A 26,871-nucleotide genomic window follows, 5' to 3' on the forward strand; every position below is an offset into this window, starting at 1 on the left:
GCCCCTTCACAGCACCAAGCCATCACGCTCCGGCGCCGCGATCTAGATACAAGGGGAACTCCTCCGATCCCTCTCCCTATGGGAGAGGGGCGCTTTTGCGAGGAAACCACGGCACGAACCCCGAGGTCCGCGCCACATAGGCCGCGTAGTCGGGTCGGGTCTTCTTCAGGCGGCCTTCGGTGGTGGGCACGCCGCTCCAGCGGATCAGGGTGAAGGTCAGCAGGATCGGGCCGACGATCGAGGCGGGCCCCCAGGGCAGGGCCTCGGCGGCGATCAGGAAGAGGCCCCACCAGGTGCAGGCGTCGCCGAAATAGTTGGGGTGGCGGGTGTAGCGCCACAGGCCCTTGTCCATGACCTTGCCGGCGTTGGCCGGGTCGGCCTTGAAGGCGACGAGCTGGGCGTCGCCGACGGTCTCGAAGACGATGCCGATCACGGCCAGCGCCGCGCCGACGAAGGCCAGCGGACCGAGCGGGCCGGGCGCCTGGCCCATCTGCACGGGCAGGGCGACGACGAACTGCATGACGTATTGCAGGGAAAAGACCAGCAGCAGCGAGGTCTTGGCGAAGCTCCAGCCGCGTTCCTTCTCGGCATGGGCCAGCATGGCGACGTAGCGGCGGTCGGCGCCGTGCTTGCGCCAGCGCCACAGCAGGTAGCCGCCCAGGCGCGCGGCCCAGACGGTGCAGATCGTCGTCAGCAGCACGCCGCGCGGCGTGGGCGGGCCCTGCAGGAAGGCGGTCCAGGCGATCAAGGCCATGCCAAGGCCCCACCAGGCGTCGATGAAGCTGACGTCGCGGATCTTCAGCGAGACCAGCCATAGCGCCAGGAAGGCGGCGGCCGAGACGGCGGCGTCGACCAGCAGGATCTGCAGCATGTCAGGTTCCGATCACCAGGCTGACCGTGGTGGTGGTCGAGCCGCCGATATTGAGGGTCTGGACGTTGCGGGCGCCGTCGACCTGATAGTCGCTGGCCGTTCCGGTGGTCTGCTTGAAGGCGTCGAGCACCATGCGCACGCCGGTGGCGCCGACGGGGTGGCCGGCGCCGATCAGGCCGCCTGACGGATTGATCGGCAGCTTGCCGCCGATGGCGGTGTCGCCGGCCTCGATCGCCTTCCAGGCCTCGCCGGGCGCGGTCAGGCCCAGGTGGTCGATGGCCATGTATTCGGTGACGGCGAAGCAGTCGTGGGTTTCGACGGCGTCGATATCGGCCAGCGACAGGCCTGCCCGAGCCCGGGCGTCGTCGATGGCGCGGCGCACCTGCGGGAAGACGTGACCGCCCGCTTCGACATTGGCCCTGCTCGCTGTCAGCTTGCGGTCGAGCGGGATCGGGGCCGAGCGGTGACCCCAGCCCTTGATGCGTGGCAGGCTTTCGAGCGCGATGCCGTGAGCGTCGGCATAGGCCTTGGCGCGCTCCTCCGAGGCCAGGAAGATCACCGCGGTTCCATCGGTGACCTGGCCGCAGTCCTGCTTGCGGGTGCGGCCCTCGACCACCGGATTGGCGACGTCGTCGGCGGTGAAGGCCTCGGGGGCGAAGCGCCAGTCGCGGGTCTGGGCGTTGGGGTTGCGGCGGCCGTTGGCGAAGTTCTGTTCGGCGATCGCCATCAGGTGCTCGTAGCGCAGGCCGAAACGCTGGTCGTAGACCTCGGCCAGGTCGGAGAAGGCGGCGGGCCACAGGAAGCGGGCGTCCTGGAACTCGTGCCCGGTCCAGGCGGCCGCGCCCAGGTGTTCGGCGGCGGTCTGGCCGGGGACGTTGCGCATCTGCTCGATGCCGACCACGCAGGACAGGCCGTAGCGGCCGGCCTCGATCTCGGCGGCGGCGGCCAGGACGGCGCAGCTGCCGGACGCGCAGGCGGCCTCGTGGCGCATGGTCGGCAGGCCGTCGAGTTCGGGATGGACGAGGCCGAAGAAGCCGCCCAGCAGGCCCTGGCCGGCGAACAGTTCGCCGGCGAAGTTGCCGACGTGGCCGGTCTCGATGTCGGAAGGGGCGAGGTCGGTGGCCGCAAGTCCCTGCGCCACCGCCTCGCCAAACGCGTCGGCCAGGCCCCAGCCCTGGCGCGACCAGTTCGCGGAGAAGTCGCTCTGCCATCCCCCCAGGATGTAGACCATGGCTGCCTCCACGCCGGCGAGATTACCCGTCCCCGCTCTTGTTAGTCTCGTTATAAAAGCTACTTGCGGGCGAGGCAATCGGCCAAGATTGACAGGCGGCCGCGAACGCTCGCACCAAGGGGAAGATGTCGCCCGAAAACCACAGTTTCCGCACGGTCAGGGCCAGTTCCGCGGCGCGGGCGCTGAACGTCATCGGCGACCGCTGGACGCTGCTGGCGCTGTACGCGGCGTTCCGGGGCGTCAGCCGGTTCGACGGCTTCGTGGCCCATACCGGCATGGCCCGATCGCTGCTGACCGACCGGCTGGGCCGGCTGGAGGGCGCGGGGATCCTGGAGCGGCGGCTCTATCAGGAGCGGCCCGTCCGGCACGGCTATCACCTGACGGCCAAGGGGCTGGACCTGTTCGCCGCCGCCCTGATGATCCTGCGCTGGGACCAGAAGCGGGGGGACGCGGCCGTCGACGTTTCTGGCGACCCGGCCCATCGTGTCATGCACCGGACGTGTGGCTGCGAACTGGTCGCTGAACTGACCTGCAAGGCGTGCGGCGAGGCGGTGACCGCCCGCAATACCACCGTGGCCCCAGGCCCGGGGGCGGGCCTGGATCCCGCGCCGGGTCCGCGCGCCCAGCGGCGCTCGATCGTCGAGGGGGAGGGCGGCGTCCCGCCGGTGGCCGAGCGGGCCATCGCGGTGCTGGGCGACCGCTGGACCTCGCACCTGGTGGCGGCGGCGTTCTACGGCCTGCGCCGGTTCGCCGACCTGCAGGCGCAGATGGGCGCGGCGAGCAACATCCTCTCGGATCGCCTGGCGCGGCTGACGGCGCTGGGGGTGCTGGACCGCGTGCGCTACCAGGAGCGGCCCGAGCGCTGGGAGTACCGGCTGACCGACGAGGGGCGCGAGCTGTTCCCGCTGCTCGTGACGCTGATGGCCTGGGGCGACCGCTGGCTGGCCGGGCCGGAAGGGCCGCCGGAGGTGCTGACCCATGGTCCGTGCGGGCAGCGGCTGGAGGCGGTGGTGAGGTGCGCGGCCTGCGGCGGGGTGGTCGGGCCGGAGACGACCGTGCTGGCGTAGAGGCGGGGGGAGCCCCCTCAGTCGGCTTTGCCGACAGCTCCCCCAGAGGGGGAGCATCTTCTTGGCGTGGCGCTTCTAGATCCTCCCCCTTTGGGGGAGGTGGCCCGGAGGGCCGGAGGGGGTCTCCTCCGGCCCCATTGCCTCTACAGCCGATCCACCGGCGAAGCCGTCGTCCCCGGGGCCTCGCGCGGCGTGGTCAGGCGCGAGAGCTTCGGGGTGATCCAGCGCTCGAAGTCGTCGATGACCTCATAGACCACCGGCACCAGCACCAGCGACAGCAGGGTCGAGGTGATCAGGCCGCCGATCACGGCCACGGCCATGGGCTGGCGGAACTCCGAGCCTTGGCCCAGGCCCAGGGCGGTGGGCAGCATGCCGGCCATCATCGCCAGGGTGGTCATGACGATCGGACGGGCGCGCTCGTGGCAGGCGTCGATCAGGGCCTCGCGCTGGGTCATGCCGGCGCGCTCCTGCTCGATGGCGTACTCGACCAGCAGGATCGAGTTCTTGGCCGCCAGGCCCATCAGCATCAGGAAGCCGATCAGCGACGGCATCGACAGCGGCTGGCGGCAGACCACCAGCGCCACCAGGGCGCCGCTGATGGCCAGCGGCAGGGCCGAGATGATGGTGATCGGCTTGAAGAAGCTGCGGAACAGCAGGACGAGCACGCCGAACACCAGGCCGATGGCCGACAGGATGGCGACGGCGAAGCCGCTGAAGAGTTCGGTGAACGCTTCCTGGTCGCCGGCCGAGGCCGGGGTGACGCCCGCGGGCAGGTTCTTCATCGACTCCAGCTTGCCGATCTCTTCCAGCGCCTGGCCCAGCTGGGCCTTGCCGGCGAGGTCGGCCTCGACGGTCAGCTGACGCTTGCGGCCGAAGCGGTCGATCTTGGCGGGACCCGCCTGGAAGTCGATGTCGGCGACGCTGTCGAGGCGGGTGACGCCGCCGCTGGCGGTGGGCACCTGCAGGGCGCCGATCGCGGCCAGGTCCGAGCGCGCGCCGTCGGGCAGGCGGATGCGGATCGGGATGCGGCGCTCGCCCTGGGTCATCTTGGCGACGTTGGCGTCGATGTCGCCCACCGTGGCCACGCGGGCGATGGCGGCGATGTCGGCCACCGAGACGCCCAGGCGGGCGGCCTCGTCGGCGCGCGGCCGGATGACGATCTCCGGACCGCTGGGCGGGGAGGAGGGCCGCGGGTCGGCCACGGTCTTCAGGGTCCGCATCTCGCGCTCGATATCCAGGGCGGCCTTGTCGAGCGCCAGGCCATCGTCGGAGGTGATGATGTTCTGGATGTCGGCCGAACCCCAGTCGCTCTGCAGGTTGACGCGGGCGTCGGGAATGTCGCGCAGGCCGGCGCGGATCTCCTGCTTGATCTCCGTGACGGTCAGCTTGCGGTCGCCCGTGAGCACGACGGTGACGGTGCCGTCGCGAACGTCGGCGCCGCTCTGGCCGCCGAAGCCGCTGGCGATGTTGGAACCGACCTGGACGAAGACGTGCTCGGTCTCGGGACGGGCCTTGAACATCCTGGTCACGGCCTGGACCGTGCGGTCCATGTCGGTGACGGTCGCGCCGGGCGGGCCTTGCAGCTTGATGTAGTAGTAGTTGGCGTTCCCGGCCGGCTGGAAGCCGACGGGCAGCACGCCGATCGACGCCAGGAAGCCGGCGCCGACCAGCGAGCCGACGGTCAGCACGCCGCCGAGGATGAAGCTGATGATCCGGTGGTCCAGCGCCCAGTCGAGGCTCTTGCGGTAGAGGCCCTCGAACGGCTTGCGCGGGTGGGGCTTCTTGGCCGGCTTGAGGAAGTAGGCGGCCAGCAGCGGCGTCAGCAGGCGGGCCACGACCAGCGAGAACAGCACCGAGACCGCGACGGTCAGGCCGAACTCCTTGAAGAACTGGCCGGGGATGCCGGGCATGTAGGACACCGGCACGAACACCGCGACGATGGTGAAGGTGGTGGCCACGACCGCCAGGCCAATGGCGTCGGCCCCCTCCATCGCCGCCTGGTAGGGCCGCTCGCCCTTGGACACCCGTTTCTCGATGTTCTCGATCTCGACGATGGCGTCGTCGACGAGGATGCCGATGACCAGGGTCAGCGCCAGCAGGGTGACGACGTTCAGCGAGAAGCCGACCATGGCCATGAAGGCGAAGGTCGGGATCAGCGACACCGGCATGGCGATGGCGGTGATCAGGGTGGCGCGCCACTCGCGCAGGAACAGGAACACCACCAGCGAGGCCAGCAGCATGCCTTCGAGCAGGGTGTGCTCGGTGGCCTTGAAGCTGGCCCGGGTCTCGTCGACGGTGGAGTAGATCTTGGTGAAGGCGACGCCCTTGCTCCTGGCCTCGAGGGCCAGGACGGCTTCCTTCACGCGATCCTCGACCTCGACGTCGCTGGACTCGCGGGTCTTCATGACCTGGAAGGCGACGACCGGCTTGCCGTCGAGGCGGGCGAAGCCGCGTTCCTCGCCGGCGCCCTGGCCGACGTCGGCGACGTCGGTCAGCTTCACGTAGCGCGAGCCGACCGGGATGGTGATCTGCTTGAGCTGGTCCAGCGTGTTGGCCGCGCCCAGCACCCGCAGGGTCTGTTCGCGGCCGCCGACCGTGGCCCGGCCGCCGGGGGCGTCGAGGCTGAAATTGGCCAGGGCCTGGTTCAGTTGCGGCGCGGTCACGCCGAAGGCGGCCATGCGGGCCGGGTCGATGATGACGTTGATCTCGCGCTCGGCGCCGCCGACGCGGGCCACCTGGGCCACGCCCTTTTCGCCCTGCAGGGCGCGGGTGACGGTGTCGTCGACGAACCACGACAGCTCCGCCGTGCTCATCGCCGGGGCCGAGACGGCGTAGGTGATGATCGGGGCGCTGTCGATCTCGAGGCGCTGGACGATCGGCTCGTCGATCTCCTTGGGCAGGCTGGCGCGGGCCTGGTCGACCTTGGAGCGGACCTCGTCGGTGACCTTCTGCAGGTCCTCGCCGAGCTCGAACTCGATGGTGGTGGTCGAGGCGCCCTGCGTCACCGACGAGCGGATGGTCTTGATGTTGGAGATGCCCGAGACGGCGTCCTCGATCGGGCGGGTGACCTGGGTCTCCAGCTCGCCGGGGGCCGCGCCGCTCTGGGTGACCGAGACGGTCACGGCCGGGAAGGTGACGTTCGGGAACTGCTTGACCGGCAGCGACAGGTAGGCCCCGACGCCGGCGATAATCAGGGCGATGAACAGGACCGCGACCGGGATCGGGTTCCTGATCGACCAGGCTGAGATGCGAAGCTCGGACATCAGTTCGCGGCCTTCTGGGCGGCCGTGACGGGCTGTGGCTTCACCAGGTCGCCGTCGCCAGCGAAGGCGGCCGAGCCGACGATGACGCGCGTGCCGGGGGCGGGGCCCTGGACCAGTTCGACCCAGCCGCCGCCGCGGCGGCCGGTGCGCACCGCAACCTGCCTGGCGCGGTTGCCCGCATCGACGGTGACCACCGACAGGCCCGAGGCGTCGTAGCGGATGGCGGTTTCGGGCACGGCCGTGACCGCCTGGCCCGAGGCGCCGAAGGTGGCCTTGCCAAAGCCGCCGGCCCGCAGATCTTCGCGCACCGGCAGGCGGATGCGGACCTTGCCCAGGCGGGTGTCGGCGTTGACGCGCGGGCTGACCAGGCGGATGGCGCCGGAGACCTGCTGGCCGCCGGGCAGGGTGACGGTGGCCGGCTGGCCGACCGCCAGGCCCGCCAGGTCCTGCTCGTTGACGTCGGCTTCCAGCTCGACGAGGCCGTCGCGGACGATGCGGAACCACGGCGTCGTGCCGCCGCCGGAGATCTCGCCCGGCTTGACGCCGCGCTCGATGACCCGGCCGCCGACGGGGGCGACGATGGTCATGCGGCTCTGGCGGGTCTTCAGTTCGCTGAGCGAGGCGGCCTGGGCCTTGGCGGTGTAGCGGCGGCTTTCGATCTGCTCCTGGCTGAGCACGCCCTGGCCGTCGAGACCGGCGACGCGGGCGGCCTCGGCCTGGGCCTGGGCGGCTACGGCGGCCTGCTGGTCGATCTGGGCGCGCAGCAGGGTGGCGTCCAGCTGGACCAGCGGCTGGCCGGCGCGGACATAGTCGCCTTCGTCGGCATAGATGCGGGCGACGCGGTAGCCGGACAGCTCCGAGCCGACCACGGCCTCGTCGCGGGCCAGCAGCACGCCGGAGGCCTCGACGCCGCCGCCCAGCGGGCGGGTCTCGACCTGGCCGACGCTGACGGCGCGGGCCTGGCTGGCGGGGGCGGCCTTGTCGTCGTCCTTCTTGCCGCAGGCGGTCAGGGCCAGGGCGGACGCGGTCAGCAGGGCGAGCGCGCGGGCGGAAGTGATCGTCATGGTCTGGGTTCTCATCGCGAGGCGCGTTCGGAAGACGTGTCGGCGGGCTGGCTGGCGGCCCGTGGAGGCAGGGGCGCGGGCGTGTCGGGAGACCAGCCGCCGCCCAGCGCCTTGTAGGTCTGCACCGCGCGCAGCAGGGCCTGGGTCTGGGCGCCGGTCAGGGCGGTGCGGGCGCTGCGCCAGCTCTGCTCGTTCTGCAGGTTGGTCGTCTGGTCGGTGAGGCCGGCGGCGTAGCCCTTGCGGCTGGCGGCGTAGGCGTTGGCCGCGCGAGCCTCGCCGGCCTTCAGCAGGGTGACGCGGCGATTGTCCGAGGCCAGCTGGGCCATGGCGTTCTCGGCCTCGCCATAGGCGGTCTGCACCGATTTCTCGTAGGCCACGGCGGCCTGCTCGGTGCGGGCGTCCTGGGCGTCGATCTCGGCCAGAAGCTGGGGGATGTTGAGGAGCGGGACCGAGACGTTGCCGCCCAGCGTCCAGGTTCCGGTGGTGGTCGACACCGTACCGCCGCCGGCGCCGCCCTGGCCGAAGTTGAAGGCCGGCGAGACGCTCTTGGCCCAGCCGAGGCCGGGCGTCAGGGTGAAGGTCGGGAACAGGGCCTTCTGGTTGACCTTGAGATTGCCGGCGGCCGAGGCGAGGCGCGCCTGGGCCTCGCGCACGTCGGGGCGGCGGGCCAGAAGCTCGCCCGGCACCGCGGCCGGGATCGCCGGCGGCTCGGCCAGGGCCGCGTCGACGTCGAGGCTGGCCAGCGGGTCGATCCCGCGCCCGACCAGGATCAGCAGACTGCGGCGGGCGGCCTGCAGCTGGCTCTCCAGGTCGGCGGCCTGGGCCTGCGACTGGGCCAGGGTGGCTGCGGCGCTGTCGGCCTCGGACCCGGCCGACAGGCCTCGGCGGGCCTTTTCGGCGGCGAGGTCGAGCAGGCCCTGGCTGATGCGGGCGCTCTGGCGGGCGTCTTCCAGCTGAACGGCCAGGCCCTTGGCCTCGAAATAGGACTGGGCGACGTTGGCGGCCAGCGCCGCGCGGGCGCCCTCGTAGGCGAAGCGGGCGGCGGCCAGGTCGTTGTTGACCACCTGCAGGCCGGCCTTGCGGCGGCCCAGGTAGTCGAGCTCCCACGAGACGTCGAAATTGCCGCTGTAGCTGTCGCTGTCGCCGCCGAGCGTGAAGCCCTGGCCGCTCTGGTCGAGGATCTCGGTGTGCTGGCGGCTGGCCGCGCCCTTGATCTGGCCCGAGGGGATGAACAGCTGGCGGATCTGGCCCTTGCGCACGGCGCGGGCCTCTTCCAGCACGGCCGCGGCGCTGCGGGCGTCGGGGCTCTTTTCCAGCGCCGTGGCGATCAGGCCGTTCAGCTGCGGGTCGTCGAACTGGGTCCACCACTGGTCGAGGGCGGCGGCGGGCAGGGGCGTCCCGGCCGGGGCCTCGAAAGCGGCGGGCAGGCGGGTGTCGGGCGTGCGGGGCGCGGTGGCGTTGCAGCCGGCCAGGGCCAGCACGGCCAGGCTGGCGCCCGCTCCAAGGCCGACCTGCGCGAGCAGGCGCGCGGCCGTGCGTCGGCGATCAGCGGTCGCGTCGAAACTCATCAAGAACCTACCCCACTTCCGGACGACCGCCCCTAAACGGACGAACTGGACCGTCGTTCGCTCAATTAGGGCGACTATTCACAAGAAAAAAGCCTGTCTCGCCAAGACGCCGGCCGATTTTCCCATGCTTGCGGTCACTACGTAGGACGGTCGCGCCTTTGCTCGCACGGCGACCACCCGAATCTGTCAGCAGCCTGGCAGCGCAACGCGACGATTTTTCGAAGCGGTCGGCAGGCGGCTTTCGTTGCCGCCTCGTTACGAGCGGTTGACGTTTCTGAAAAACATACCCAATCATCGAAACATTCGTTCGACTCTCGCCGGCAAGGTGGTTCTCTTGCAGGCCGAGCAGTTGAAAAGCTTTGCGTACAAAGTATCCGGCGGGAGGGGGATCCCAAGGTTGTCGGCATCCAAGTTCGCATCTTCCAATTTCGAAAAGCGTGACTTTGGCGCGGCGGGCGGCCGCGCGTCGTCGTCGCGCGCGGAGGATTTCGCCGAGACCTGAGAGAGATCCACCCTCGCCCAAGCGCTCCGAAAAAGAAGAGACAGACCGGGAGAGGGAAATGACCAGGAAGACCTATCTGCGCGCGGGCTCGGCCTGCGCGTTGGCGGCGGCGCTCGCCGCGACGGCGGGGGCGGCCAGCGCCCAGGAGAGCACGCAGGTCGAGGAGGTGGTGGTCACCGGCTCCTTCATTCGCGGCACGCCCGAGGACGCAGCCCTGCCGGTCGACGTGATCGGGGCCGAGGAACTGCAGAAGCGCGGCTCGCCCTCGACGGTGGAGCTGATCAAGTCGCTGTCGGTGTCGAGCGGCGTGCTGGGCGACACCAACCAGTTCGACAGCCGGGCCCAGGGCTCGGAGGGCTCGGGTTCGGTGAACCTGCGGGGCCTCGGCTCGCAGCGGACGCTGGTGCTGCTGAACGGCCGGCGCCTGGCGATCAACCCGCTGGCCTCGGCCGGGGCCGGCATCGTCGACACCAACATCATCCCCGCCGCCGCCATCGGCCGGCTGGAGGTGCTGAAGGACGGCGCGGCGGCGACCTATGGCTCGGACGCCATCGCCGGCGTGGTCAACTTCATCACCAAGAAGAACGTCGACGGGCTGGAGGTCGGGGCCGACTACCGGGCCATCGACGGCTCGAACGGCGACTACGGCCTGAACCTGACCTATGGCAAGCCGTGGGACAACGGCGACATGCTGATCAGCATAGGCTGGCAGCATCGCTCCAAGCTCAGCGTCGCCGAGCGCGACTGGGCCAACCAGCCCTATCTGTCCAATCCCGAGGCGGGATGGTCGGCGGCGGGCAGCCCGTCGAGCTTCATCCCGGTGGCCAGCACCACCAGCGGCCTGCGCGACCCGGCCTGCGCGGGGCTGGGCGGCTATCCCGGGTTCAGCGGCCTGACGCCGGTCTGCTACTGGCACTACACGCCGTTCGACAATCTGGTGGAAAAGTCCAACGCCGTGCAGGTCTACGGCGAGATCAACGCCCGGCTTTCGGAGACCACCAGGTTCCACGTCGAGGCGCTGTACGCCCATACCGACGTGCCCGACTGGAACACCTCGCCGTCCTATGCGGCGCTGGCCGTGCCCACGGCCGAGGTGGCCCCGATCCCGCAGCTGGCGGGGCGCTACTTCGTGCCGGCGACCAATCCAGGCCTGATCGCCTTCATGGCCGCCAATCCGACGGTGATGCTGACCAACCTGGGCACCGGGGCCCAGACCACCGTGCCCAGCACGATCTTCGCCGGCGGCGCGCTGAACGTCGCCAACCGGCCGTTCGGCATCGGCGGCAACCCGGCCTTCGGCTACGGTCCGTCGATCGGCTCGCGCTCGTTCGACGCCTATCGCGTCTCGGCCGACCTGAAGGGCGAGTTCGGCAACGGGATCGGCTGGGAGGCGGCGGTGACCTACTCGCAGGAGGTGGGCATCCGCACCGGCTACGACACCCTGGTCAACCGCTACGCCCTGGCGCTGCGGGGGCTGGGCGGGCCCAATTGCGACAGCAGTCCCTCGACCCCCGGCATCCAGGGCACGCCCGGCGTCGGCGGCTGCATGTATTTCAACCCGTTCGCCAGCGCCCTGCCCAGCAACGCCATCACCGGCGTGGCCAATCCCGGTTACGTCTCCAGCCTGGCCAACAGCAAGGAACTGACCAGCTGGTTCTTCCAGAAGCTGTCGACCAAGCAGACCTCGCGGCTGTTCGTGGCCGAGGCGGTGCTGAACGGCAAGACGGCGATCACCCTGCCGGGCGGCGACATCGCCTGGGCGGCCGGGATGCAGTATCGCCGCAGCTATTTCACGGCGACCTACAACGACATCTCCAACGCCCTGGTCAATCCGTGCGTCAACACGCCGGACTTCGGGGTGACGACCTGTACCGGCTCGGCGCGCAACGGGCCGTTCATGTTCCTGGGCGTGGGCACGCCGTCCGATAACCAGAGCGACGTCGTGGCCGCCTTCGGCGAGCTCAGCCTGCCGATCACGCAAACGGTGCAGGCCCAGCTGGCGGCGCGCTACGAGGACTATGGCGGGGCGGTGGGCTCGACCTTCAACCCCAAGGCCTCGGTCCGCTGGCAGGCGCTGCCCTGGATGGCGGTGCGGGCCTCGGCCGGCTCGACCTTCCGCGGGCCGCCCGATCCCCTGACCACCACCACCTCGGTGACCTCGCTGCAGGGCATTCTGGGCGTGTTCCGGGCGGTCGACATCTTCGGCAATCCGAACCTGAAGCCCGAGAAGGCCAACACCTACAACGCCGGCCTGCTGTTCAAGGCCGGCGCCTTCAAGGCCAGCATCGACTACTTCCGGTTCGACTTCAAAAACCCGATCGTGGCCGAGCCGGTGGCCGGCATCACCAACGCGATCTATCCGAACGGGGTGGCAGGCGCCAACAACTGCGCCGACCCGGCCTATGCGGCCCTGGTGGCGCGTTTCACCTTCAACGGGGCCTGCGGCTCGCCGGCCAATATCGCGCGGCTGAAGACCTTCTACATCAACGGCGCGCCGGTGGAGAACTCGGGCTTCGACGTCTCGGCCGACTACAGCTTCGCCGGCGTGCTGGGCGGCGACCTCGCGATCGGCGGCACGGCGACCTGGGTGCAGAAGTACGAAGTGGGGGCGACCACCGTCGAGGGTGTGATCGTGGAGAAGGCCTTCGACGCGGTGGGCCTTCTGAACTACCAGACCACCGTCGTGCCGATCCCCGAATGGAAGGGTCAGGCCTTCGCCGAATGGAGCCGGGGGCCGCACAATCTGCGCCTGACGGTAAGCTATATCGGCGACTACACCGACCAGCGCACCGCGCCGTTCGCCACGGGAGCCTACAAGGACACCACCGGCGCGGCCGTGACGGTCTCGAACGGCAAGACCATCGACGCCCAGGTGCTGACCGACCTGGCCTATCGCGTGCAGCTGCCGCGCGACACGACGGCGACGGTGGCGATCACCAACCTCTTCGACCAGGACCCGTCCTACGCCCGGCTCGACCTGGGCTACGACCCCTTCACCGGCGACCCGCTGGGCCGGACCTACAAGTTCAGCCTGCGCAAGAAGTTCTAGGGATCCCAGCTCGGAAAACTGACGGCGGCCGGCCATCCTCCTGTCGGTCGTCCTGGGCCGGGGACGCAAGTCTCCGGCCTTTTCTGTTGTCCGCCCCGGCGGGCGGCCCCCTCAGTCGCTCCGCGACAGCTCCCCCGGAGGGGGAGCATCCTGATGCCGGCGCCAATAGATCCTCCCCCTCCAGGGGAGGTGGCCCGGAGGGCCGGAGGGGGTCTTCTTTCTCAAACCTGCGCCACGGCGCGCCGGACGGCTTCGGCCAGGTCGTCGAGGTCGGCGATGTCGAGGTCGGCGGCGAAGGGCAGGCCCAGCATCTTGCCGGCCAGGTGGTCGACGACCGGCACGCTGTCGGCCTGGACGTCGGGATCGCGTACGCCGACGCAGGTGACGAAGCGGCCTTCGACCGCCAGCAGGGCGGCCACGGCCGGGGCGCAGCCCTCGGCGACGCTGACCACGCAGGCGCTGGACACCCACGACAGGCCCCAGCCGGGCTGGAAGGCGACGGGCGAGCCCAGCAGCAGCATGCGCAGGCGCTGGGCGTTGGTGGCCAGCTGCTGGCGCCTGAGGGGCCAGCCGTCGAGGCCGTCGTCGCCCTCGAAGACGGGCGCGGTGAGGCGGTCGATCAGTTCGGCGTCCTCGGCGGCGACGAACACGCCCTGTCCGCCCGGCAGGCCGACGACCACGGGGACGGGGGCGTCCATGATCACGTCGAAGCCGAAGGCGGCGTCGACCACGACCGGCAGGCCGGTCTCGGCCTGGAAGGCGGCCAGGGCCAGGAGGTCGGGGGCGCGGCCGAAGGCGCAGGTGGTGACGATGGCTTCCAGCGGGCAGGGCGCCTCGGCCATGCGCTCGCGCAGGTGGGCGGTGTCGACCATCCAGGTGAACGGGTCGACGTCGACCAGCCACGGCGTCAGGCCGGCGGCGGCGACGCCTTGCAGGGTCTCGCGGCCGGCCAGGGCCGAGACGATGCACACGCCGCCGGGGCGCGCGCCCTGGGCGGCCAGCAGGTCGGCGGTGGCGGCGGCGCGGTCGGCGCAGGCGCGCACGGCGGTGGTTCGGGAGAAGCGCTGGGCCAGCCGGCCATTGAGATCATCGCAGGCCGGGCCGCCGAAGGCCTTGCCCAGGGCGTCGAAGTCGAGCGGCGCCGCAGAGGCGAGGACGGACTTCGGCTGCGACGCCAGAACGGCGGCTGAAAGGCTGGACATGCGAGACGCTTCCGCAACGAACCGGCGCCGACAACCCCGACGGCGCTTTTATGGTTAATCGAACGTATCGAGTGACTCGGCCTGTCCAGATGCGGCGCGCCGTCGCGGCGGAGTTTGCGGTTTTTCCGGGTTTTGCAACATGAACCCTCTCTCTATGAGAGAGGGATTATAGGGCGCCACCCGTCGCGCAGCTCGCGCTTGAGCACCTTGCCGATGTGGCTGCGGGGCAGGGCGTCGACGAGGACGAGGTCGGCCAGGCGCTGGGTCTTGCCCAGGCGTTCGTTGGCGAAGGCGCGGATAGTTTGCGCGTCGGTCGTCGCGCCTGAGCGCAAAGCCACGAAGGCCACCGGAGTCTCGCCCCACACCTCGGACGGCACGCCGACCACGGCGGCCTCCAGCACGTCGGGATGCGTGGCGACCACGGCTTCGAGGTCGCTGGGATAGATGTTGAAGCCGCCGCTGATGACCATGTCCTTCTTGCGGTCCATCAGCGTCAGGAAGCCCTCGGCGTCGAAGCGGCCGACGTCGCCGGTGCGGATGAAGGACAGGCCTTCGGGGCTGGTCCAGGTCGCCTCGGCCGTCTTGCCCGGCTGGCCGTGATAGCCGTTCATCATGCCGGCCGAGCGGCCGACGATCTCGCCGACCTCGCCGACAGCGACCTCGACGCCGTCCTCGTCGATCAGGCGGATGTCGTGGCCCGGGGCGGGACGGCCCACCGTGTGCAGCTTGTCGGGATGCTCGTGGGCCATGAGGATGCAGGTGCCGCCGCCCTCGGTCATGCCGAAATATTCGACGAGGCCGCCGGGCCAGCGCTTGAGCACCTCGGCTTTCAGTTCCGGCGCGAACGGGGCGCTGGTGCAGAACTTCAGGCGCGTGGTCGACAGGTCGAAGCCGTCGAAGTCCGGATGCGCCAGCAGGCGGCGGTACTGCACCGGCACCAGCATGGCGTGGGTCATGCGATGCTGCTGCGCCAGTTGCAGGAAGCGGCCGGCGTCGAACTTCCTCATCAGCACGACGGTGCCGCCGCCGGCCAGGGTGGGGAAGAAGCAGACCAGCGTGGTGTTGGAATAGAGCGGGGTCGACAGCAGGGTGACAGCGCCCTCGCCATAGCCGACGGCGTCGCCGCGGAAGACGTGCTTCCAGCGCATGCCGTGCGACTGGACGATGCCCTTGGGCGCGCCGGTGGTGCCGCTGGAATAGATGATGTTGAACGGGTGCTCGGGGGCGATCTCGACCGGCGCCGGGGTCACGCCTTCGGGCGCCAGCCAGGCTTCGAAGGCCTCGCCGGCAGGCGAGCCGTCCAGGGCGATGGTGCGGGCGGCGATCGGCGCGGGTTTCTGGGCCTGCGCCACCCCGGCGTCGACGAAGAACAGCTTGGCGCCGCAGTCGGCGACCATGCCGGCGATGGCTTCCGGCGTGGAGGAGGGGGCCAGAGGCGCGACCGCGACGCCAGCGCGCAGGCCGCCCAGGAACACCGCCGCATAGGGAATGGACGACAGGGCGCAGACGGCGACCGCCTCGCCGGGCGCCACCCCGTCCCGCTGCAGGGCGGCGGCGACGCGGTCGGCCAGGACGTCGAGCTGGCGGTAGGTGACGGCCTCGCCGGTCTCCATGATCACGGCGGGGTGGTCGGGGGCTTCCAGCGCCCGTTCGCGAAGGATGTCGCCCATCACGCCGTAGTCGGCGGCGATCATGGTTTCGATGCTGGGCATTGGTACTCCTTGCACTTGGCGGGCGCCGCATAGACCCCCTCCGGCCCTCCGGGCCACCTCCCCCAGAGGGGGAGGATTTATGCGGCGCAGATGCTCCCCCTCTGGGGGAGCTGTCGCGGAGCGACTGAGGGGGCCGCGAAGCGGCTACGCGTCCTTGAAGCCCTTGCCCTCGGCCACGAGCCGCTCCAGCAGGGCCGACGGCTTGAAGTCGTCGCCGTGCTTTTCCTGGAAGGCCTTCATGCCGGCCAGCACCTTGTCGAGGCCGACCAGTTCGCCCCAGAACATCGGGCCGCCGCGATAGACCGGCCAGCCGTAGCCGTTGATCCAGACGATATCGATGTCCGACGCCCGGATGGCCTTGCCTTCCTCGAGGATCTTCGCGCCCTCGTTGACCATCGGATAGAGGCAGCGCTCCAGGATCTCCTGGTCGCTGATCTGCCGGCGCTGGATCTGGCGTTTCTCGGCGAAGTCGAGGATCACCTTCTCGACCTCCGGGCTGGGCTTGGCGACGCGGTTTTCGTCGTAGTCGTAGAAGCCCTTGCCGTTCTTCTGGCCGCGGCGGTCCATCTCGCACAGCACTTCGCGCACGGTGGACGAGCTGGTCTTGGCCGGGTCCCAGCCGATGTCGAGGCCGGCCAGGTCGCTCATGGCGAAGGGACCCATCGGCAGGCCGAACTCGTAGAGCACGCGGTCGACATCCCAGGGCATGGCGCCTTCGAGGATCAGCTTCTGGGCCTCGCGCTGGCGCTGGGCCAGCATGCGGTTGCCGACGAAGCCGAAGCAGTTGCCGACCAGCACGGCGACCTTGCCGATCTTCTTGCCGATCTGCATCGAGGTGGCGATCACCGACTTGTCGGTCTTCTCGCCGCGCACGATCTCGAGCAGTCGCATGACATTGGCCGGCGAGAAGAAGTGCAGGCCGATGACGCTTTCCGGGCGCTTGGTGACGGCGGCGATGGCGTCGATGTCGAGGTAGGAGGTGTTGGAGGCCAGGATCGCGCCCGGCTTGGCGATGACGTCGAGCTTGGTGAAGACCTCCTTCTTGATCTCCATCAGCTCGAACACGGCCTCGATGATCAGGTCGCAGTCGGCCAGGTCCTCCAGGTGCATGGACGGCGTCAGCAGCCCCATGCGCTTTTCGACGTCGTCCTGGGTCAGGCGGCCCTTCTTGGCGGTGTTCTCGTAGTTCTTGCGGATGATCCCGACGCCGCGGTCGAGGTTCTCCTGCTTGGCCTCGATGATCGTCACCGGGATGCCGGCGTTGAGGAAGTTCATCGAGATGCCGCCGCCCATGGTGCCGGCCCCGATGACTCCGACCTTCTTGACGGGAATGGTGGGCGTGTCGTCCGGAACGTCGGGGATCTTGGCGGCCTGACGCTCGGCGAAGAACACGTAGCGCTGGGCGGCCGACTGGCTGCCGCTCATCAGCTCCATGAAGAGGCGTCGCTCTTCCTTCAGCCCCTCGTCGAAGGGCAGGTTCACCGCCGCCTCGATGCACTTGATGTTGTTCTCGGGCGCCAGGAAGCCGCGGAACTTGCGGGCGTTGGCCGCTCGGAACTCGGTGAAGATCTCGGGCTTGCCGCGGGCGGCCTCGACCTTGTCCGACAGGTCGCGGACCTTCTTCAGGGGACGGCCCTCGGCCAGCGCCACGCGGGCGAAGGCGATGGCGCCGTCGCGCAGGGCGCCTTCCTCGACCAGGCTGTCGAACAGGCCCATGGCGAGCGCGGCTTTCGCCGGCACGTGCTGGCCGCTGGTGACCATCTCCAGCGCCTTCTCGACGCCGACGATGCGCGGCAGGCGCTGGGTGCCGCCGGCGCCGGGCAGCAGGCCGATGTTCACTTCGGGCAGGCCCGCCTTGGCCGAGGGCACGGCGACGCGGTAGTGCGCGACCAGCGCCACCTCGAGCCCGCCGCCCAGGGCCGTGCCGTGGATCGCGGCGACGACGGGCTTGGGCGAATTTTCGATGGTGTTCTGCACGTCCTGCAGGGAAGGACCGGTCATGGCCTTGCCGAACTCGCTGATGTCGGCGCCGGCGATGAAGGTCTTGCCCTCGCAGATCAGCACGATGGCCTGCACGGCCGCATCGGCGATCGCCGCCTCGAAGGCGTTCTTCAGGCCCTCGCGGACCTGGGCCGACAGGGCGTTGACCGGGGGAGAGTTCAGCGTGACGACGCCGATGTCGCCTTCGACGGTCAGATCGGTGACGGCGTTGATCGCGGCCATGCGGTTCCACCCTTTTTGGTTCGTTTGAACGCTTGTTTGACTAAAGCCAGCACGACGACGCGCCAGAGTCCAGAGGGCGCGGGCGGCGCCGCTTTTTCGGGCGCCGGAGGTTGACGTTCAGGGCGTCGTACTGGACATTCGAAGGGTTCAGTTTCGGTCGAGATGGCGCCTGCCGGCGCGGGCCGACGTGACATCGCGTCGGCGCGTAAGCCTACGGTCTTCCAAGAACAATCGACCAAACTGGGGAGGGAGTTCGCACCAGGACCGGCCATCCGCCGCCGCTTGCAGGCGTGCGGGACATTCCAAGACCGATTCAGGCGCGGGCGCGACGCGGTGCATACGACGCGTCGAAACTTAGAGGTGAAGCGCACCTCGGCGCGGGGGCGACAGGCTCCCGCGCCGCCTTGTGCGGGCTTGACCCTGCCGCGCCGCGAGCCGATGGAATTCCCATGACCGACACCACGCTCGAAGCCTTCGCCCGCGGCCTGCCCAAGGCCGAACTGCACATGCACATCGAGGGCAGCCTCGAACCGGAACTGATGTTCGCCCTGGCCGAACGCAACGGGATCATCCTGCCGTACAAGTCGGTGGAGGAGATCCGCGCGGCCTACGCTTTTTCGAACCTGCAGGACTTCCTGGACATCTATTACCAGGGCGCGGGCGTGCTGATCACGCGGGCCGACTTCAAGGACCTGGCCGTGGCCTATTTCGAGCGCCTGGCGGCCGACGGCGGGGTGCACGCCGAAATCTTCTTCGACCCGCAGACCCACACCGAGCGCGGCGTCGCCTTCGAGACGGTGATCGACGGCCTGCTGGACGGCATGGCCGAGGCGGAGGAACGCCTGGGCGTCACCTCCAAGCTGATCCTCTGCTTCCTGCGCCACCTTTCCGAGGAGAGCGCCTTCGAGACGCTGGAGCAGGCCAAGCCGCACCTGGCCAAGATCGCCGGCGTCGGCCTCGACTCCTCGGAGGTCGGCCACCCGCCGGCCAAGTTCGCCCGGGTGTTCAAGGCCGCCCGTGAGTTGGGCCTCAAGATCGTCGCCCATGCGGGCGAGGAGGGGCCGCCGGAATATGTGTGGGAGGCCATCGACCTCGTCGGCGTCGACCGCATCGATCACGGCAACCGCGCGCTGGAGGACGAGGCTCTGACTCAGCGCCTGGTGGCCGACGGCACGACCCTGACGGTCTGCCCGCTGTCGAACCTGAAGCTGTGCGTGGTGCCGGACCTGACGGCGCACCCGATGCGCAAGATGCTGGACCTGGGCCTCAAGGCGACGGTGAACTCCGACGACCCGGCCTATTTCGGCGGCTATCTGCTGGACAACTACCTGGAGACCGCCAAGGCCGTGGACCTGACGCGGGACGACCTGGTGGTGCTGGCGCGGAACAGCTTCGAAGGCTCGTTCCTGGACGAGGCCGAGAAGGCCAAGCGGCTGGCGCAGGTGGATGCGTACGTGGCTGAAAATCCCTCTCTCTGAGATGTTCAGACCGGGGACATCCGTGACGGGTGTTCGGAGACATCCGTGACACCTTTTCCGATCTCGAAGGGAGGTCGGAGATGCCGTTCACGGGAGTCTCTGCGATGGATTGCAAGCTGGAGTTCGTGCGGCTGGCGCAGGCTGAAGGCGTCAATCGGCGGGAGCTGTGCAGACGGTTCGGGGTAAGCCCGACGCTGGGCTATCGGTTGCTGTCGCGCCACGCGGCGGACGGCGAGAGCGGATTGGCGGAGCGGTCGCGACGCCCGCACGGCTCGCCCGGGAGGACGCCGGCGGCGATCGAGGCGGCGGTGATGGCGGTGCGGACCGAGCATCCGGCCTGGGGCGGTCGCAAGATCGCCGCGGTGCTGCGCCGCCAGGGCCTGGAGGCGCCTTCGCCCTCGACGGTGACCCAGATCCTGCGCCGCCACGACGTGGCCCTGGGCGGGTTCGGCGGCGGCCAGGCGGCCTTCATCCGCTTCGAGCACCCCGCGCCCAACGACCTGTGGCAGATGGACTTCAAGGGCCATGTGCAGCTCGACGCCGGCGGCGGGCGACTGCATCCGCTGACCGTCCTGGACGATCATTCGCGCTTCTGCCTGGTGCTGGAGGCCTGCGCCGACCAGGAGCGAGCGACCGTGAAATCCTGCCTGATCAACGCCTTCCAGCGTTACGGCCTGCCCCGTCGCATCACCGCCGACAACGGGCCTCCCTGGGGCGCAGGCATGAGGAGCCAGGGCGTCGGCCGATCCTGGACGGCCCTGGGCGTGTGGCTGCTGGAACAGGACATCGCGCTGGGCCACTCGCGCCCCTACCATCCCCAGACCCAGGGCAAGGACGAGCGCTTCCACCGCACCCTCAAGGCCGAGGCCCTGTCGGGGCCGCCTTTCGCCGACCTGGAGCAGGCCGCACGCCGCCTGCGCGACTGGCGCATGATCTACAACACCCAGCGCCCCCATGAGGCCTTGGGCCTGATCACACCCATCGAGCGCTACGCTCCCAGCCCCAGGCCCTATCGCGACCTCGTCCAACCCTTCGCCTATGGCCCCGAAGACCTGCTGCGCGTGGTTCAGGACGGCCGCATCCACGTCAAGGCCCGCCTCATCCGCGTGCCAAAGGCTTTCTCCGGCAAGACCCTGGCCCTTCGCCCCACCAACATCGACGGCCGCTTCGAGCTCGTCTTCAGGGCAAAGACCATCTCCACCATCGACCTCAACAACCCGATCTGATCATCCTCAAACCGTCACGGATCTCTCCGAACACCCGTCACGGATGTCCCCGGTCTGAACATGAGAGAGAGGGAGGGGCCCAGGCGATAGCCTGGGAGGGTGAGAGGTTACATCCTCTCCGAATGGAGCGCGGTGGTTCGAGCTTCGGCTTGGGCGGGGTTTGAGGTTCACCGGCTAGCGGTGAAACCTCTCACCCTCCCACCGCTGCGCGGCGGGCCCCTCCCTCTCTCGAAGAGAGAGGGTCCAAGAAGCCCTACCGCGCCATCAGGCCCATCAGCAGCGGGCGGGCGAAGAGCCGCGCGGCGTCTTCGCGGGTGACGCCTGGGGCCCAGGCCTGCAGCGAGGCCGCCGCGTTCAGCATCGAATTGATCATGTGCGCGGCGACCAGCGGGTCGACCGCGCGCACCGAGCCGTCGGCGATGCCGTCGGCGATCATCCCGGCGAAGCGGTTGGAGCCGCGGGCGTAGCCGTCGCTCATGTCGTGGCGGATCTCGATGGGCAGGGCGCCCATCGACGAGGCGCGCAGCAGCGGGCCGTGGTCCGACAGCTGATACTCGACCAGGGCCGCTGTCGCCGCCGACACCGCCGTCCAGCCGTCTCCTTTAAGCGAGGGGGCGGCCAGGGCCAGGGCCGACAGCTGGGCGCGGCGGGTGACGGCGAAGGTGCGCTGGAAGCACTCGACCACCAGGGCGTCCTTGTCCTCGTGGTGGTGGTAGAACGAGCCCTTGGTGACGTTCAGCGCCGCCGAGATGTCTTCCACCGAGGCGCCGCGATAGCCGCGCTGGTTGATGAGGCGCGTGGCGGCCACGAGGAAGGTCTCGCGCCACTCCTGGCCTTCGTCGGAGACGGGCGTCGGATCGGGCAGGGCCGACGGCGTCCAGTCCCGGCCGGGGCCGGCTATGCCGCCCACCAGGATGTCGTACATCCGCTCGCGCACCCGCTCGTAGTCGTCGAGGTCGAAGCGTCGCAGCCAGGCGCCGGTCCAGAAGACCTGTTCGAGCAGCAGGTGGGCGCGGGCGTTGCGCTCGGCCTTGTCGAGGTGGGCGAAGGCCTCGCCGTCGAAGAAGCCGCGCACCCGGCGGAAGATGTCGGCGAAGGCGGCCTGCACCGAGGTGCGCATCGGCTCTTTCAGGGCGCGGATCTCGGTGAAGCTGGCCAGGGGCGCGTCTTGCCCTGCGCGCACCCGGCGCGACAGGTCCAGATAGAGGGTGAGGAACTTGCGGATGCGGCCGGCCGCGTCGGGCTCGGCGGCGGCCTCGTCGATCATCGCGTCCAGCCGTTCGAGGCCGCGGATGAAGCAGGCGGCGGCCAGGTCGTCCTTCTTGCGGTAGTAATAGGTGACGCTGGTGGTGATCAGCCCGACCTTGGCGGCGACGTCGGCCAGGGTCATGCCCTTGACGCCCTGGCGATTGAGCACGGCGGTGGCGGCCGCCAGGATGGCTTCCTTCTTCTGCGCGTAGCGCGCGGTCGCCGCGGTGACGGTGTGGCCGTCGTCCATAGTCTCGCCCCCTGCAACGCCGGACTTTCCGGCGTTGGACTCAAGCGTCCAATCTAGGCCTGGAAAGGGGCCGCAGAAAGGCCCGCCCCAAGTCTTTGTCGCTCAGTGGACGCGGTCGGGCAGGGCGGCGACCACGGCGCGGACCAGGGCGGCGGGCGAGAGCGGCTTGGCCACCGAACCGTTCATTCCGGCCTCGGCATAGGCGGCGGTCTGGTGGGCCAGGGCGTTGGCGGTCATGGCCACGATCGGCGCGGCGCCGGCGGGGCCGGGCAGGGCGCGGATGGCTCGGGTGGCCTCGACCCCGTCCATGATCGGCATCTGGATGTCCATGAAGATCAGATCATAGCCGCGCGCGGCCGCGACGATGCCGGCCTGGCCGTCCTCGGCCGTGGCGACGCGGGCGCCGAGGGCTTCGAGCATGCGGGTGGCGATCAGGCGGTTGACCGCGTTGTCCTCGACCAGCAGCACCTCCAGCCCGTCGAGCATCGGGGCGTCGTCCTCGTCGTCCGTCGCCGCCGGGGCCTGGGCGGCGGGGGCGAGGATCTCCAGCCAGAAGGTCGAGCCTTGGCCCGGGGTGCTGGAAAAGCCGATGTCGCCGCCCATCAGCTGGGCCAGGCGCCGGGTGATCGACAGGCCAAGGCCCGCGCCGCCGAACCGCCGCGTAGTCGAGCCGTCGGCCTGGCTGAAGCGCTCGAAAAGGCTGGCCTGGGCGTCGAGCGGAATGCCGACGCCGGTGTCCTCGATCTCGAAGCGCAGACGTATGCCTTCTTCGGCCGGCGAGACGGACAGGCGGGCGGTCACCTGGCCAGCCAGGGTGAACTTCACGGCGTTGCCGATCAGGTTGAAGAGGGCCTGTCGCAGGCGCACCGGATCGGCGGCGACGAACGCCTGGCCGGTCGGCGGGGCCTCGACGCGGATGGAGAGGCCCTTGGCGTCGGCCTGGGGCTCCAGCAGGTCGGCGACGCTGCGCAGCAGGGCCGACGGATCCAGCGCCTCGGGAGTCAGTTCCAGCTTGCCGGCCTCGACCTTGGAGAAGTCGATGATGTCGTTGAGCAGCTCCGACAGCATGGCCCCGCAGCCCAGGGCCTCGGCCAGCAGCCGGCGGCCGTCGGCCGACAGCGGCTCGTGCTTGAGGAGGTGCAGGACCCCCAGCACGCCGTTCATCGGGGTGCGGATCTCGTGGCTCATATTGGCCAGGAACTGCGACTTGGTCGCCGTCGCCGCCAGGGCCGCGTCGCGGGCGACCAGGAGCTCGGTGACATCCTGGCTGATGCCGATGACGTCGAACAGCCCGCCCGCCCCGGCCCGTACGCCGCGCCAGTCGGTGCGCATCCAGTTCCAGCCCTCGCTGGCGGGGTCGGCGTGGCGGTAGACCAGCTGGGCGTGCTCGCCGGTTTCCTGGGTGCGCAGAAAAGCCCGGGTCATGGCCTGGCGGTCGTCGGGATGGATGGCGGTCAGCATCTCCGACACCGTCATCTGCCGCGCATCGCCCAGCGGGGCGGCCAGGGTCGTGATGTCCTGCTCGAAGAAGTAGATCCCCTTGCGGGTCTCGAAGCGCCAGACATAGACGCCGGCGGCGTTGCGCAGCATCTCGTTGGCGCGCTCGGCCTGCTGGCGCTGGAGGCGGCGCAGGCGCTCCTCGGAAAAGTCCTGGAAGACGATCAGCAGCGCCCCGTCGGGCAGGATCTTCGAGCGCGAGCGCACCCACAGCCAGCCGCCGCCCTTGCGCGCCAGCCGGTGCTCGGACTGCACCTGGCCCTCGGCCCGCAGCACCCGGCCCGCCTGTTCCAGCACCTCGGTGTCATGCAGATGGAGAAAGTCGCGGATCGAGCGGCCCAGGGTCTCGTCGGGGCTCCAGCCGGCGATCGCGCTCCAGGCCGGATTGACCCGCACGATGGCGCGGTCCTGCAGCACGATGAACATGTCGAGGCTGTTCTGGAAAAACCAGTCGGCCGCGGCACGATCGATGTTCGAGGCCGTCTCGCCCTCGGGACGCTTGCCCATCGCGCTCCCCTCGTCTTCAATCGATGAACGCAGGATCAGGTGAAGGTTGCGTTAGCCGTACCGCCTATTCGATCCGCGACAATAAGGCGACCGTGACTGAAGGTCGCGCCAGTAAAGGGGGATTCCCGTTTGAGCACGCCCGAAGCCGTCGGCCTGTCGTCACAGCGCCTGAAGCGCATCGATGCCTTCCTGCAGGCCAAGTATGTCGAGCCCGGCCTTCTGCCCGGCGCCCAGCTGCAGGTCTGGCGCAGAGGCCAGCTGGCCCACGAGACCGTGCTGGGCCTGGCCGACCGCGAGCGCAATGCGCCGCTGAAGTCCGACACGCTGTACCGCATCTACTCGATGACCAAGCCGATCACCTCGATCGCCTTCATGATGCTGGTCGAGGAGGGCCGCGTCGCCCTCGAGGATCCCGTCCACCGCTTCATCCCGGCCTTCAAGGACCTGGGCGTGTTCGCCGCCGGCTCGCTGGGCATGTTCCAGACCAGGCCCTTGAACGAGCCCATGCGGATGATCGACCTGCTGCGCCACACGGCCGGCTTCACCTACGGCTTCCAGCAGCGCGGCAATGTCGATGCGGCCTATCGCAAGCTGCATCTAGACGACCTGCCGGGCCCGCGCGACCTCGACGGCTTCGTCGCCGAGCTGGCGAAACTCCCCCTCGAATTCAGCCCCGGCGAGGCCTGGAACTATTCGGTCTGCACCGACGTGCTGGGCTATCTGGTGCAGGTCATCTCGGGCCAGCCGTTCGACGAGTTCCTCAAGACCCGCATCTTCGAGCCGCTGAAGATGACCGACACCGGCTTCTTCGTGCCGGAAGCCGATCAGGGCCGATTCGCCGCCTGCTACAGCCTGGACCCCAAGGGCAAGGTGGTGCTGCAGGACGATCCGACCCAGAGCCCGTTCCTCAAGGACCCGCTGTTCAAGTCGGGCGGCGGGGGCCTCGTCTCGACCGCCGCCGATTACATGCGCTTCTGCCGCATGATCCTGAACGGCGGCCAGCTGGACGGCGCCCGCATCGTCAGCCCCAAGACGCTGAAGGCGATGATGCTCAATCACCTGCCGGGCGGCCGCGAGCTGACCGAAATGTCGAAGTCGCTGTTCAGCGAGAGCGTCTATGACGGCGTCGGCTTCGGCCTGGGCTTCGCCGTCACCACGGATCTCGCCCGCACCCGCACCATCGGCAGCCTGGGCGAGGCCTTCTGGGGCGGCATGGCCTCGACGGCCTTCTGGGTGGATCCGGTCGAGGACCTGGCGGTGGTGTTCATGACCCAGCTGATGCCGTCCAGCGTCTATCCTATCCGGCGGGAACTGCGGACGCTGGTCTATGCGGCGTTCGAGGAGGCGGCTTAGCCAAGATGCTCCCCCTGAAGGGGGAGCTGTCGCGGAGCGACTGAGGGGGAAGTGAATGCGGAAGTTCAGAGGAGACTTCCCCCTCCGGCCCTTCGGGCCACCTCCCCCTTCGGGGGAGGATCCTAAAGAGGCGAAGCCGGCGGGGTGTAGTCCTCCGGCAGGGGGATGAACTCGCCATCGTCCAGGTCGGGCAGCTTCATGCGGCCGGCGCGCCAGTCGGCCTTGGCCTGTTCGATGCGGTCCTTCGACGAGGAGACGAAGTTCCACTCGATGAAGCGCGGGCCGATCGGCTCGCCGCCCAGCAGCATGACCACCGACGGCTCCAGGGCCTCGAAGACCACGGTCTCGCCGGGGGCGAAGACGGCCATCTGGGCCGCGCCCAGCTCGCGACCGGCGACTTCCACGCGGCCGCTGGAGACATAGGCCGCGCGCTCTGAATATTCGGCCGGCAGGGCCGCCTTGGCGCCGGCCGCCAGCTCCCAGTGGACGTAGAACAGCGGCGAATGCACCGGCACGCTGGCCTTGGCGCCAAAGGCCTCGCCGGCGATCAGGCGGGCTTTCAGCCCCGCGCCCTCGTAATAGGGCAGGTCGGCCGAGCCGGCGTGATGGCTGAAGCCGGGATCCATCTCCTCATATTCCTTGGGCAGGGCGATCCAGGCCTGCATGCCGTTCATCACCCCGCCCTGGCTGCGCAGGGTCTCGAAGCGTTCGGAGTGGGTGATGCCCGAGCCGGCGGTCATCCAGTTGACCTCGCCGGGCACGATCTCGATCTCCGAGCCGACGCTGTCGCGGTGGGTCATGGCCCCTTCGAACAGGTAGCTCAGGGTCGACAGGCCGATATGCGGGTGGGGCCGCACGTCGACGCTCCGGGGGAAGTTCGGGTCGAAGCTGGCCGGGCCCATGTGATCGAGGAACACGAACGGCCCGACCATGCGCCGCTTGGCGAAGGGCAGCACCCGCCCGACCTCGAAGCCGCCGATGTCGCGGCGGCGGGCGTCGATGACGAGGTCGATCATGGCGGGGGCTCCGAAGGCGTCTCTTGTTGCGTGGGCGGAACCTCCCACGGCGGACGTGCGCAGTCTTGTTGATTTTCGCGGAGGCGCGGTCCCGCCTTCAGCGGTCGTTCCACCATGCGCCCTGGCGGCGCAGGATCTCGACATATTCGTCGACGACCTCGGGCGGACAGCCGCGGCGGCGCTTGTACTCGGCCTTCTTCTCGGCCTCGATCGCGGCCAGTCGCCGGGTTTCGGCGCGAGCGGCGGCCTTGGCGGCGGCCCGGGCCTCGACCTCGACGCGCTCGGCGGCGCGACGCGCGGCGAGCCGCTCCGCCGGCGTCGGCGGGGGCGGCGGAGGGGCAGGCCCCCGCGTGCGATGCGGACGGGCGGGGCAGGGATTGCGGCGATGGGGCATGGGGTTGGGTTCCACTGGGAACCTCCCCCCGTGGGGGAGGCGATCGCGCAGCGATCGGTGGGGGGAGTGGGGGCTAAACCGGCCGGCCTGGGTGGAAACTGAAAACGGCCCCCCACCGGCCTTCGGCCGCCTCCCCCAGAGGGGGAGGTT

General features: G+C 69.6%; 15 protein-coding genes and 2 pseudogenes. 5 read left to right on the forward strand and 12 right to left on the reverse strand.

All coding sequences use genetic code 11. From position 1 onward, the window contains the following. Positions 1 to 76 precede the first annotated feature (76 nt). Together ACODR1_RS23390 and ACODR1_RS23395 are read right to left on the reverse strand one after the other, a co-directional pair. On the reverse strand, positions 77 to 871 hold the full coding sequence (locus ACODR1_RS23390; RefSeq protein ID WP_488882582.1) for a DUF1295 domain-containing protein: 795 nt from the start codon (positions 869 to 871) through the stop codon (positions 77 to 79). Between the two features lies 1 nt (position 872). Next, entirely contained in the window at positions 873 to 2,102 is a 1,230-nt protein-coding gene (locus ACODR1_RS23395) for an acetyl-CoA acetyltransferase (protein ID WP_488882583.1), read from the reverse strand. Positions 2,103 to 2,227: 125 nt separating this feature from the next. Between ACODR1_RS23395 and ACODR1_RS23400 the strand changes: the two genes are divergently transcribed. Then, positions 2,228 to 3,169 carry a winged helix-turn-helix transcriptional regulator gene (locus ACODR1_RS23400; RefSeq protein ID WP_488882584.1) on the forward strand — a complete coding sequence of 314 codons (942 nt, stop codon included), beginning with the start codon at positions 2,228 to 2,230 and terminating at the stop codon, positions 3,167 to 3,169. Between the two features lie 143 nt (positions 3,170 to 3,312). Here the strand turns inward: ACODR1_RS23400 and ACODR1_RS23405 are convergent, their stop codons facing one another. From ACODR1_RS23405 to ACODR1_RS23415, 3 genes are read right to left on the reverse strand one after another with little or no spacing between them, the layout of a single operon-like run. Next, positions 3,313 to 6,432, reverse strand: coding sequence for an efflux RND transporter permease subunit (locus ACODR1_RS23405; RefSeq protein ID WP_488882585.1), 3,120 nt, complete (start codon positions 6,430 to 6,432; stop codon positions 3,313 to 3,315). Next, positions 6,432 to 7,496 (reverse strand): efflux RND transporter periplasmic adaptor subunit, encoded by a 1,065-nt coding sequence (locus ACODR1_RS23410; RefSeq protein ID WP_488882586.1) that lies wholly within the window; start codon positions 7,494 to 7,496, stop codon positions 6,432 to 6,434. The genes ACODR1_RS23405 and ACODR1_RS23410 overlap by 1 nt, the downstream gene beginning before the upstream one ends. Positions 7,497 to 7,507: 11 nt before the next feature. Then, on the reverse strand, positions 7,508 to 9,064 hold the full coding sequence (locus tag ACODR1_RS23415) for an efflux transporter outer membrane subunit (RefSeq protein WP_488882587.1): 1,557 nt from the start codon (positions 9,062 to 9,064) through the stop codon (positions 7,508 to 7,510). A gap of 244 nt (positions 9,065 to 9,308) precedes the next feature. Here ACODR1_RS23415 and ACODR1_RS23420 point away from each other — a divergent pair. After that, positions 9,309 to 12,615 (forward strand): annotated as a pseudogene (locus ACODR1_RS23420) (TonB-dependent receptor). A 221-nt stretch (positions 12,616 to 12,836) separates the two neighbouring features. On the opposite strand, the gene ACODR1_RS23425 reads toward ACODR1_RS23420, so the two are convergent. From ACODR1_RS23425 to ACODR1_RS23435, 3 genes are all read right to left on the reverse strand, one after another. Next, positions 12,837 to 13,817 (reverse strand): DegT/DnrJ/EryC1/StrS family aminotransferase, encoded by a 981-nt coding sequence (locus ACODR1_RS23425; protein WP_488882588.1) that lies wholly within the window; start codon positions 13,815 to 13,817, stop codon positions 12,837 to 12,839. A gap of 152 nt (positions 13,818 to 13,969) precedes the next feature. Further along, complete coding sequence (locus ACODR1_RS23430) at positions 13,970 to 15,529, reverse strand: class I adenylate-forming enzyme family protein (RefSeq protein WP_488882589.1); 1,560 nt, start codon at positions 15,527 to 15,529, stop codon at positions 13,970 to 13,972. Between the two features lie 144 nt (positions 15,530 to 15,673). Further along, complete coding sequence (locus ACODR1_RS23435) at positions 15,674 to 17,752, reverse strand: 3-hydroxyacyl-CoA dehydrogenase NAD-binding domain-containing protein (RefSeq protein ID WP_488882590.1); 2,079 nt, start codon at positions 17,750 to 17,752, stop codon at positions 15,674 to 15,676. Between the two features lie 449 nt (positions 17,753 to 18,201). On the opposite strand from ACODR1_RS23435, the gene ACODR1_RS23440 reads away from it, so the two are divergent. After that, positions 18,202 to 19,230: an adenosine deaminase gene (locus ACODR1_RS23440; RefSeq protein WP_488882591.1), complete on the forward strand. Its 1,029-nt coding sequence runs from the start codon at positions 18,202 to 18,204 to the stop codon at positions 19,228 to 19,230. 80 nt (positions 19,231 to 19,310) lie between these two features. Then, a pseudogene (locus ACODR1_RS23445) lies at positions 19,311 to 20,514 on the forward strand (IS481 family transposase). A gap of 195 nt (positions 20,515 to 20,709) precedes the next feature. On the opposite strand, the gene ACODR1_RS23450 reads toward ACODR1_RS23445, so the two are convergent. Both ACODR1_RS23450 and ACODR1_RS23455 read right to left on the reverse strand, forming a co-directional pair. Further along, positions 20,710 to 21,954 (reverse strand): TetR/AcrR family transcriptional regulator, encoded by a 1,245-nt coding sequence (locus tag ACODR1_RS23450; RefSeq protein WP_488882592.1) that lies wholly within the window; start codon positions 21,952 to 21,954, stop codon positions 20,710 to 20,712. Positions 21,955 to 22,056: 102 nt separating this feature from the next. Next, positions 22,057 to 23,958, reverse strand: coding sequence for an ATP-binding protein (locus tag ACODR1_RS23455; protein ID WP_488882593.1), 1,902 nt, complete (start codon positions 23,956 to 23,958; stop codon positions 22,057 to 22,059). A 129-nt stretch (positions 23,959 to 24,087) separates the two neighbouring features. On the opposite strand from ACODR1_RS23455, the gene ACODR1_RS23460 reads away from it, so the two are divergent. Continuing rightward, on the forward strand, positions 24,088 to 25,311 hold the full coding sequence (locus ACODR1_RS23460; protein ID WP_488882594.1) for a serine hydrolase domain-containing protein: 1,224 nt from the start codon (positions 24,088 to 24,090) through the stop codon (positions 25,309 to 25,311). 122 nt (positions 25,312 to 25,433) lie between these two features. Here ACODR1_RS23460 and ACODR1_RS23465 read toward each other — a convergent pair whose 3' ends face one another. Next, positions 25,434 to 26,327, reverse strand: a complete 894-nt coding sequence (locus ACODR1_RS23465) for a pirin family protein (RefSeq protein ID WP_116487954.1) — start codon at positions 26,325 to 26,327, stop codon at positions 25,434 to 25,436. Positions 26,328 to 26,424: 97 nt separating this feature from the next. Further along, positions 26,425 to 26,736, reverse strand: coding sequence for a hypothetical protein (locus ACODR1_RS23470; RefSeq protein ID WP_488882595.1), 312 nt, complete (start codon positions 26,734 to 26,736; stop codon positions 26,425 to 26,427). Positions 26,737 to 26,871 lie beyond the last annotated feature (135 nt).

The organism is Caulobacter sp. FG7 (genome assembly GCF_057808875.1).

Bases quoted from the DNA above. Each gene is read 5' to 3' on its own strand.
- ACODR1_RS23400 (WP_488882584.1), top strand. From the start codon at position 2,228: ATGTCGCCCGAAAACCACAGTTTCCGCACGGTCAGGGCCAGTTCCGCG.
- ACODR1_RS23405 (WP_488882585.1), bottom strand. From the start codon at position 6,432: ATGTCCGAGCTTCGCATCTCAGCCTGGTCGATCAGGAACCCGATCCCG.
- ACODR1_RS23395 (WP_488882583.1), bottom strand. From the start codon at position 2,102: ATGGTCTACATCCTGGGGGGATGGCAGAGCGACTTCTCCGCGAACTGG.
- ACODR1_RS23440 (WP_488882591.1), top strand. From the start codon at position 18,202: ATGACCGACACCACGCTCGAAGCCTTCGCCCGCGGCCTGCCCAAGGCC.
- ACODR1_RS23455 (WP_488882593.1), bottom strand. From the start codon at position 23,958: ATGGGCAAGCGTCCCGAGGGCGAGACGGCCTCGAACATCGATCGTGCC.
- ACODR1_RS23415 (WP_488882587.1), bottom strand. From the start codon at position 9,064: ATGAGTTTCGACGCGACCGCTGATCGCCGACGCACGGCCGCGCGCCTG.
- ACODR1_RS23465 (WP_116487954.1), bottom strand. From the start codon at position 26,327: ATGATCGACCTCGTCATCGACGCCCGCCGCCGCGACATCGGCGGCTTC.
- ACODR1_RS23390 (WP_488882582.1), bottom strand. From the start codon at position 871: ATGCTGCAGATCCTGCTGGTCGACGCCGCCGTCTCGGCCGCCGCCTTC.
- ACODR1_RS23435 (WP_488882590.1), bottom strand. From the start codon at position 17,752: ATGGCCGCGATCAACGCCGTCACCGATCTGACCGTCGAAGGCGACATC.
- ACODR1_RS23450 (WP_488882592.1), bottom strand. From the start codon at position 21,954: ATGGACGACGGCCACACCGTCACCGCGGCGACCGCGCGCTACGCGCAG.
- ACODR1_RS23430 (WP_488882589.1), bottom strand. From the start codon at position 15,529: ATGCCCAGCATCGAAACCATGATCGCCGCCGACTACGGCGTGATGGGC.
- ACODR1_RS23425 (WP_488882588.1), bottom strand. From the start codon at position 13,817: ATGTCCAGCCTTTCAGCCGCCGTTCTGGCGTCGCAGCCGAAGTCCGTC.
- ACODR1_RS23410 (WP_488882586.1), bottom strand. From the start codon at position 7,496: ATGACGATCACTTCCGCCCGCGCGCTCGCCCTGCTGACCGCGTCCGCC.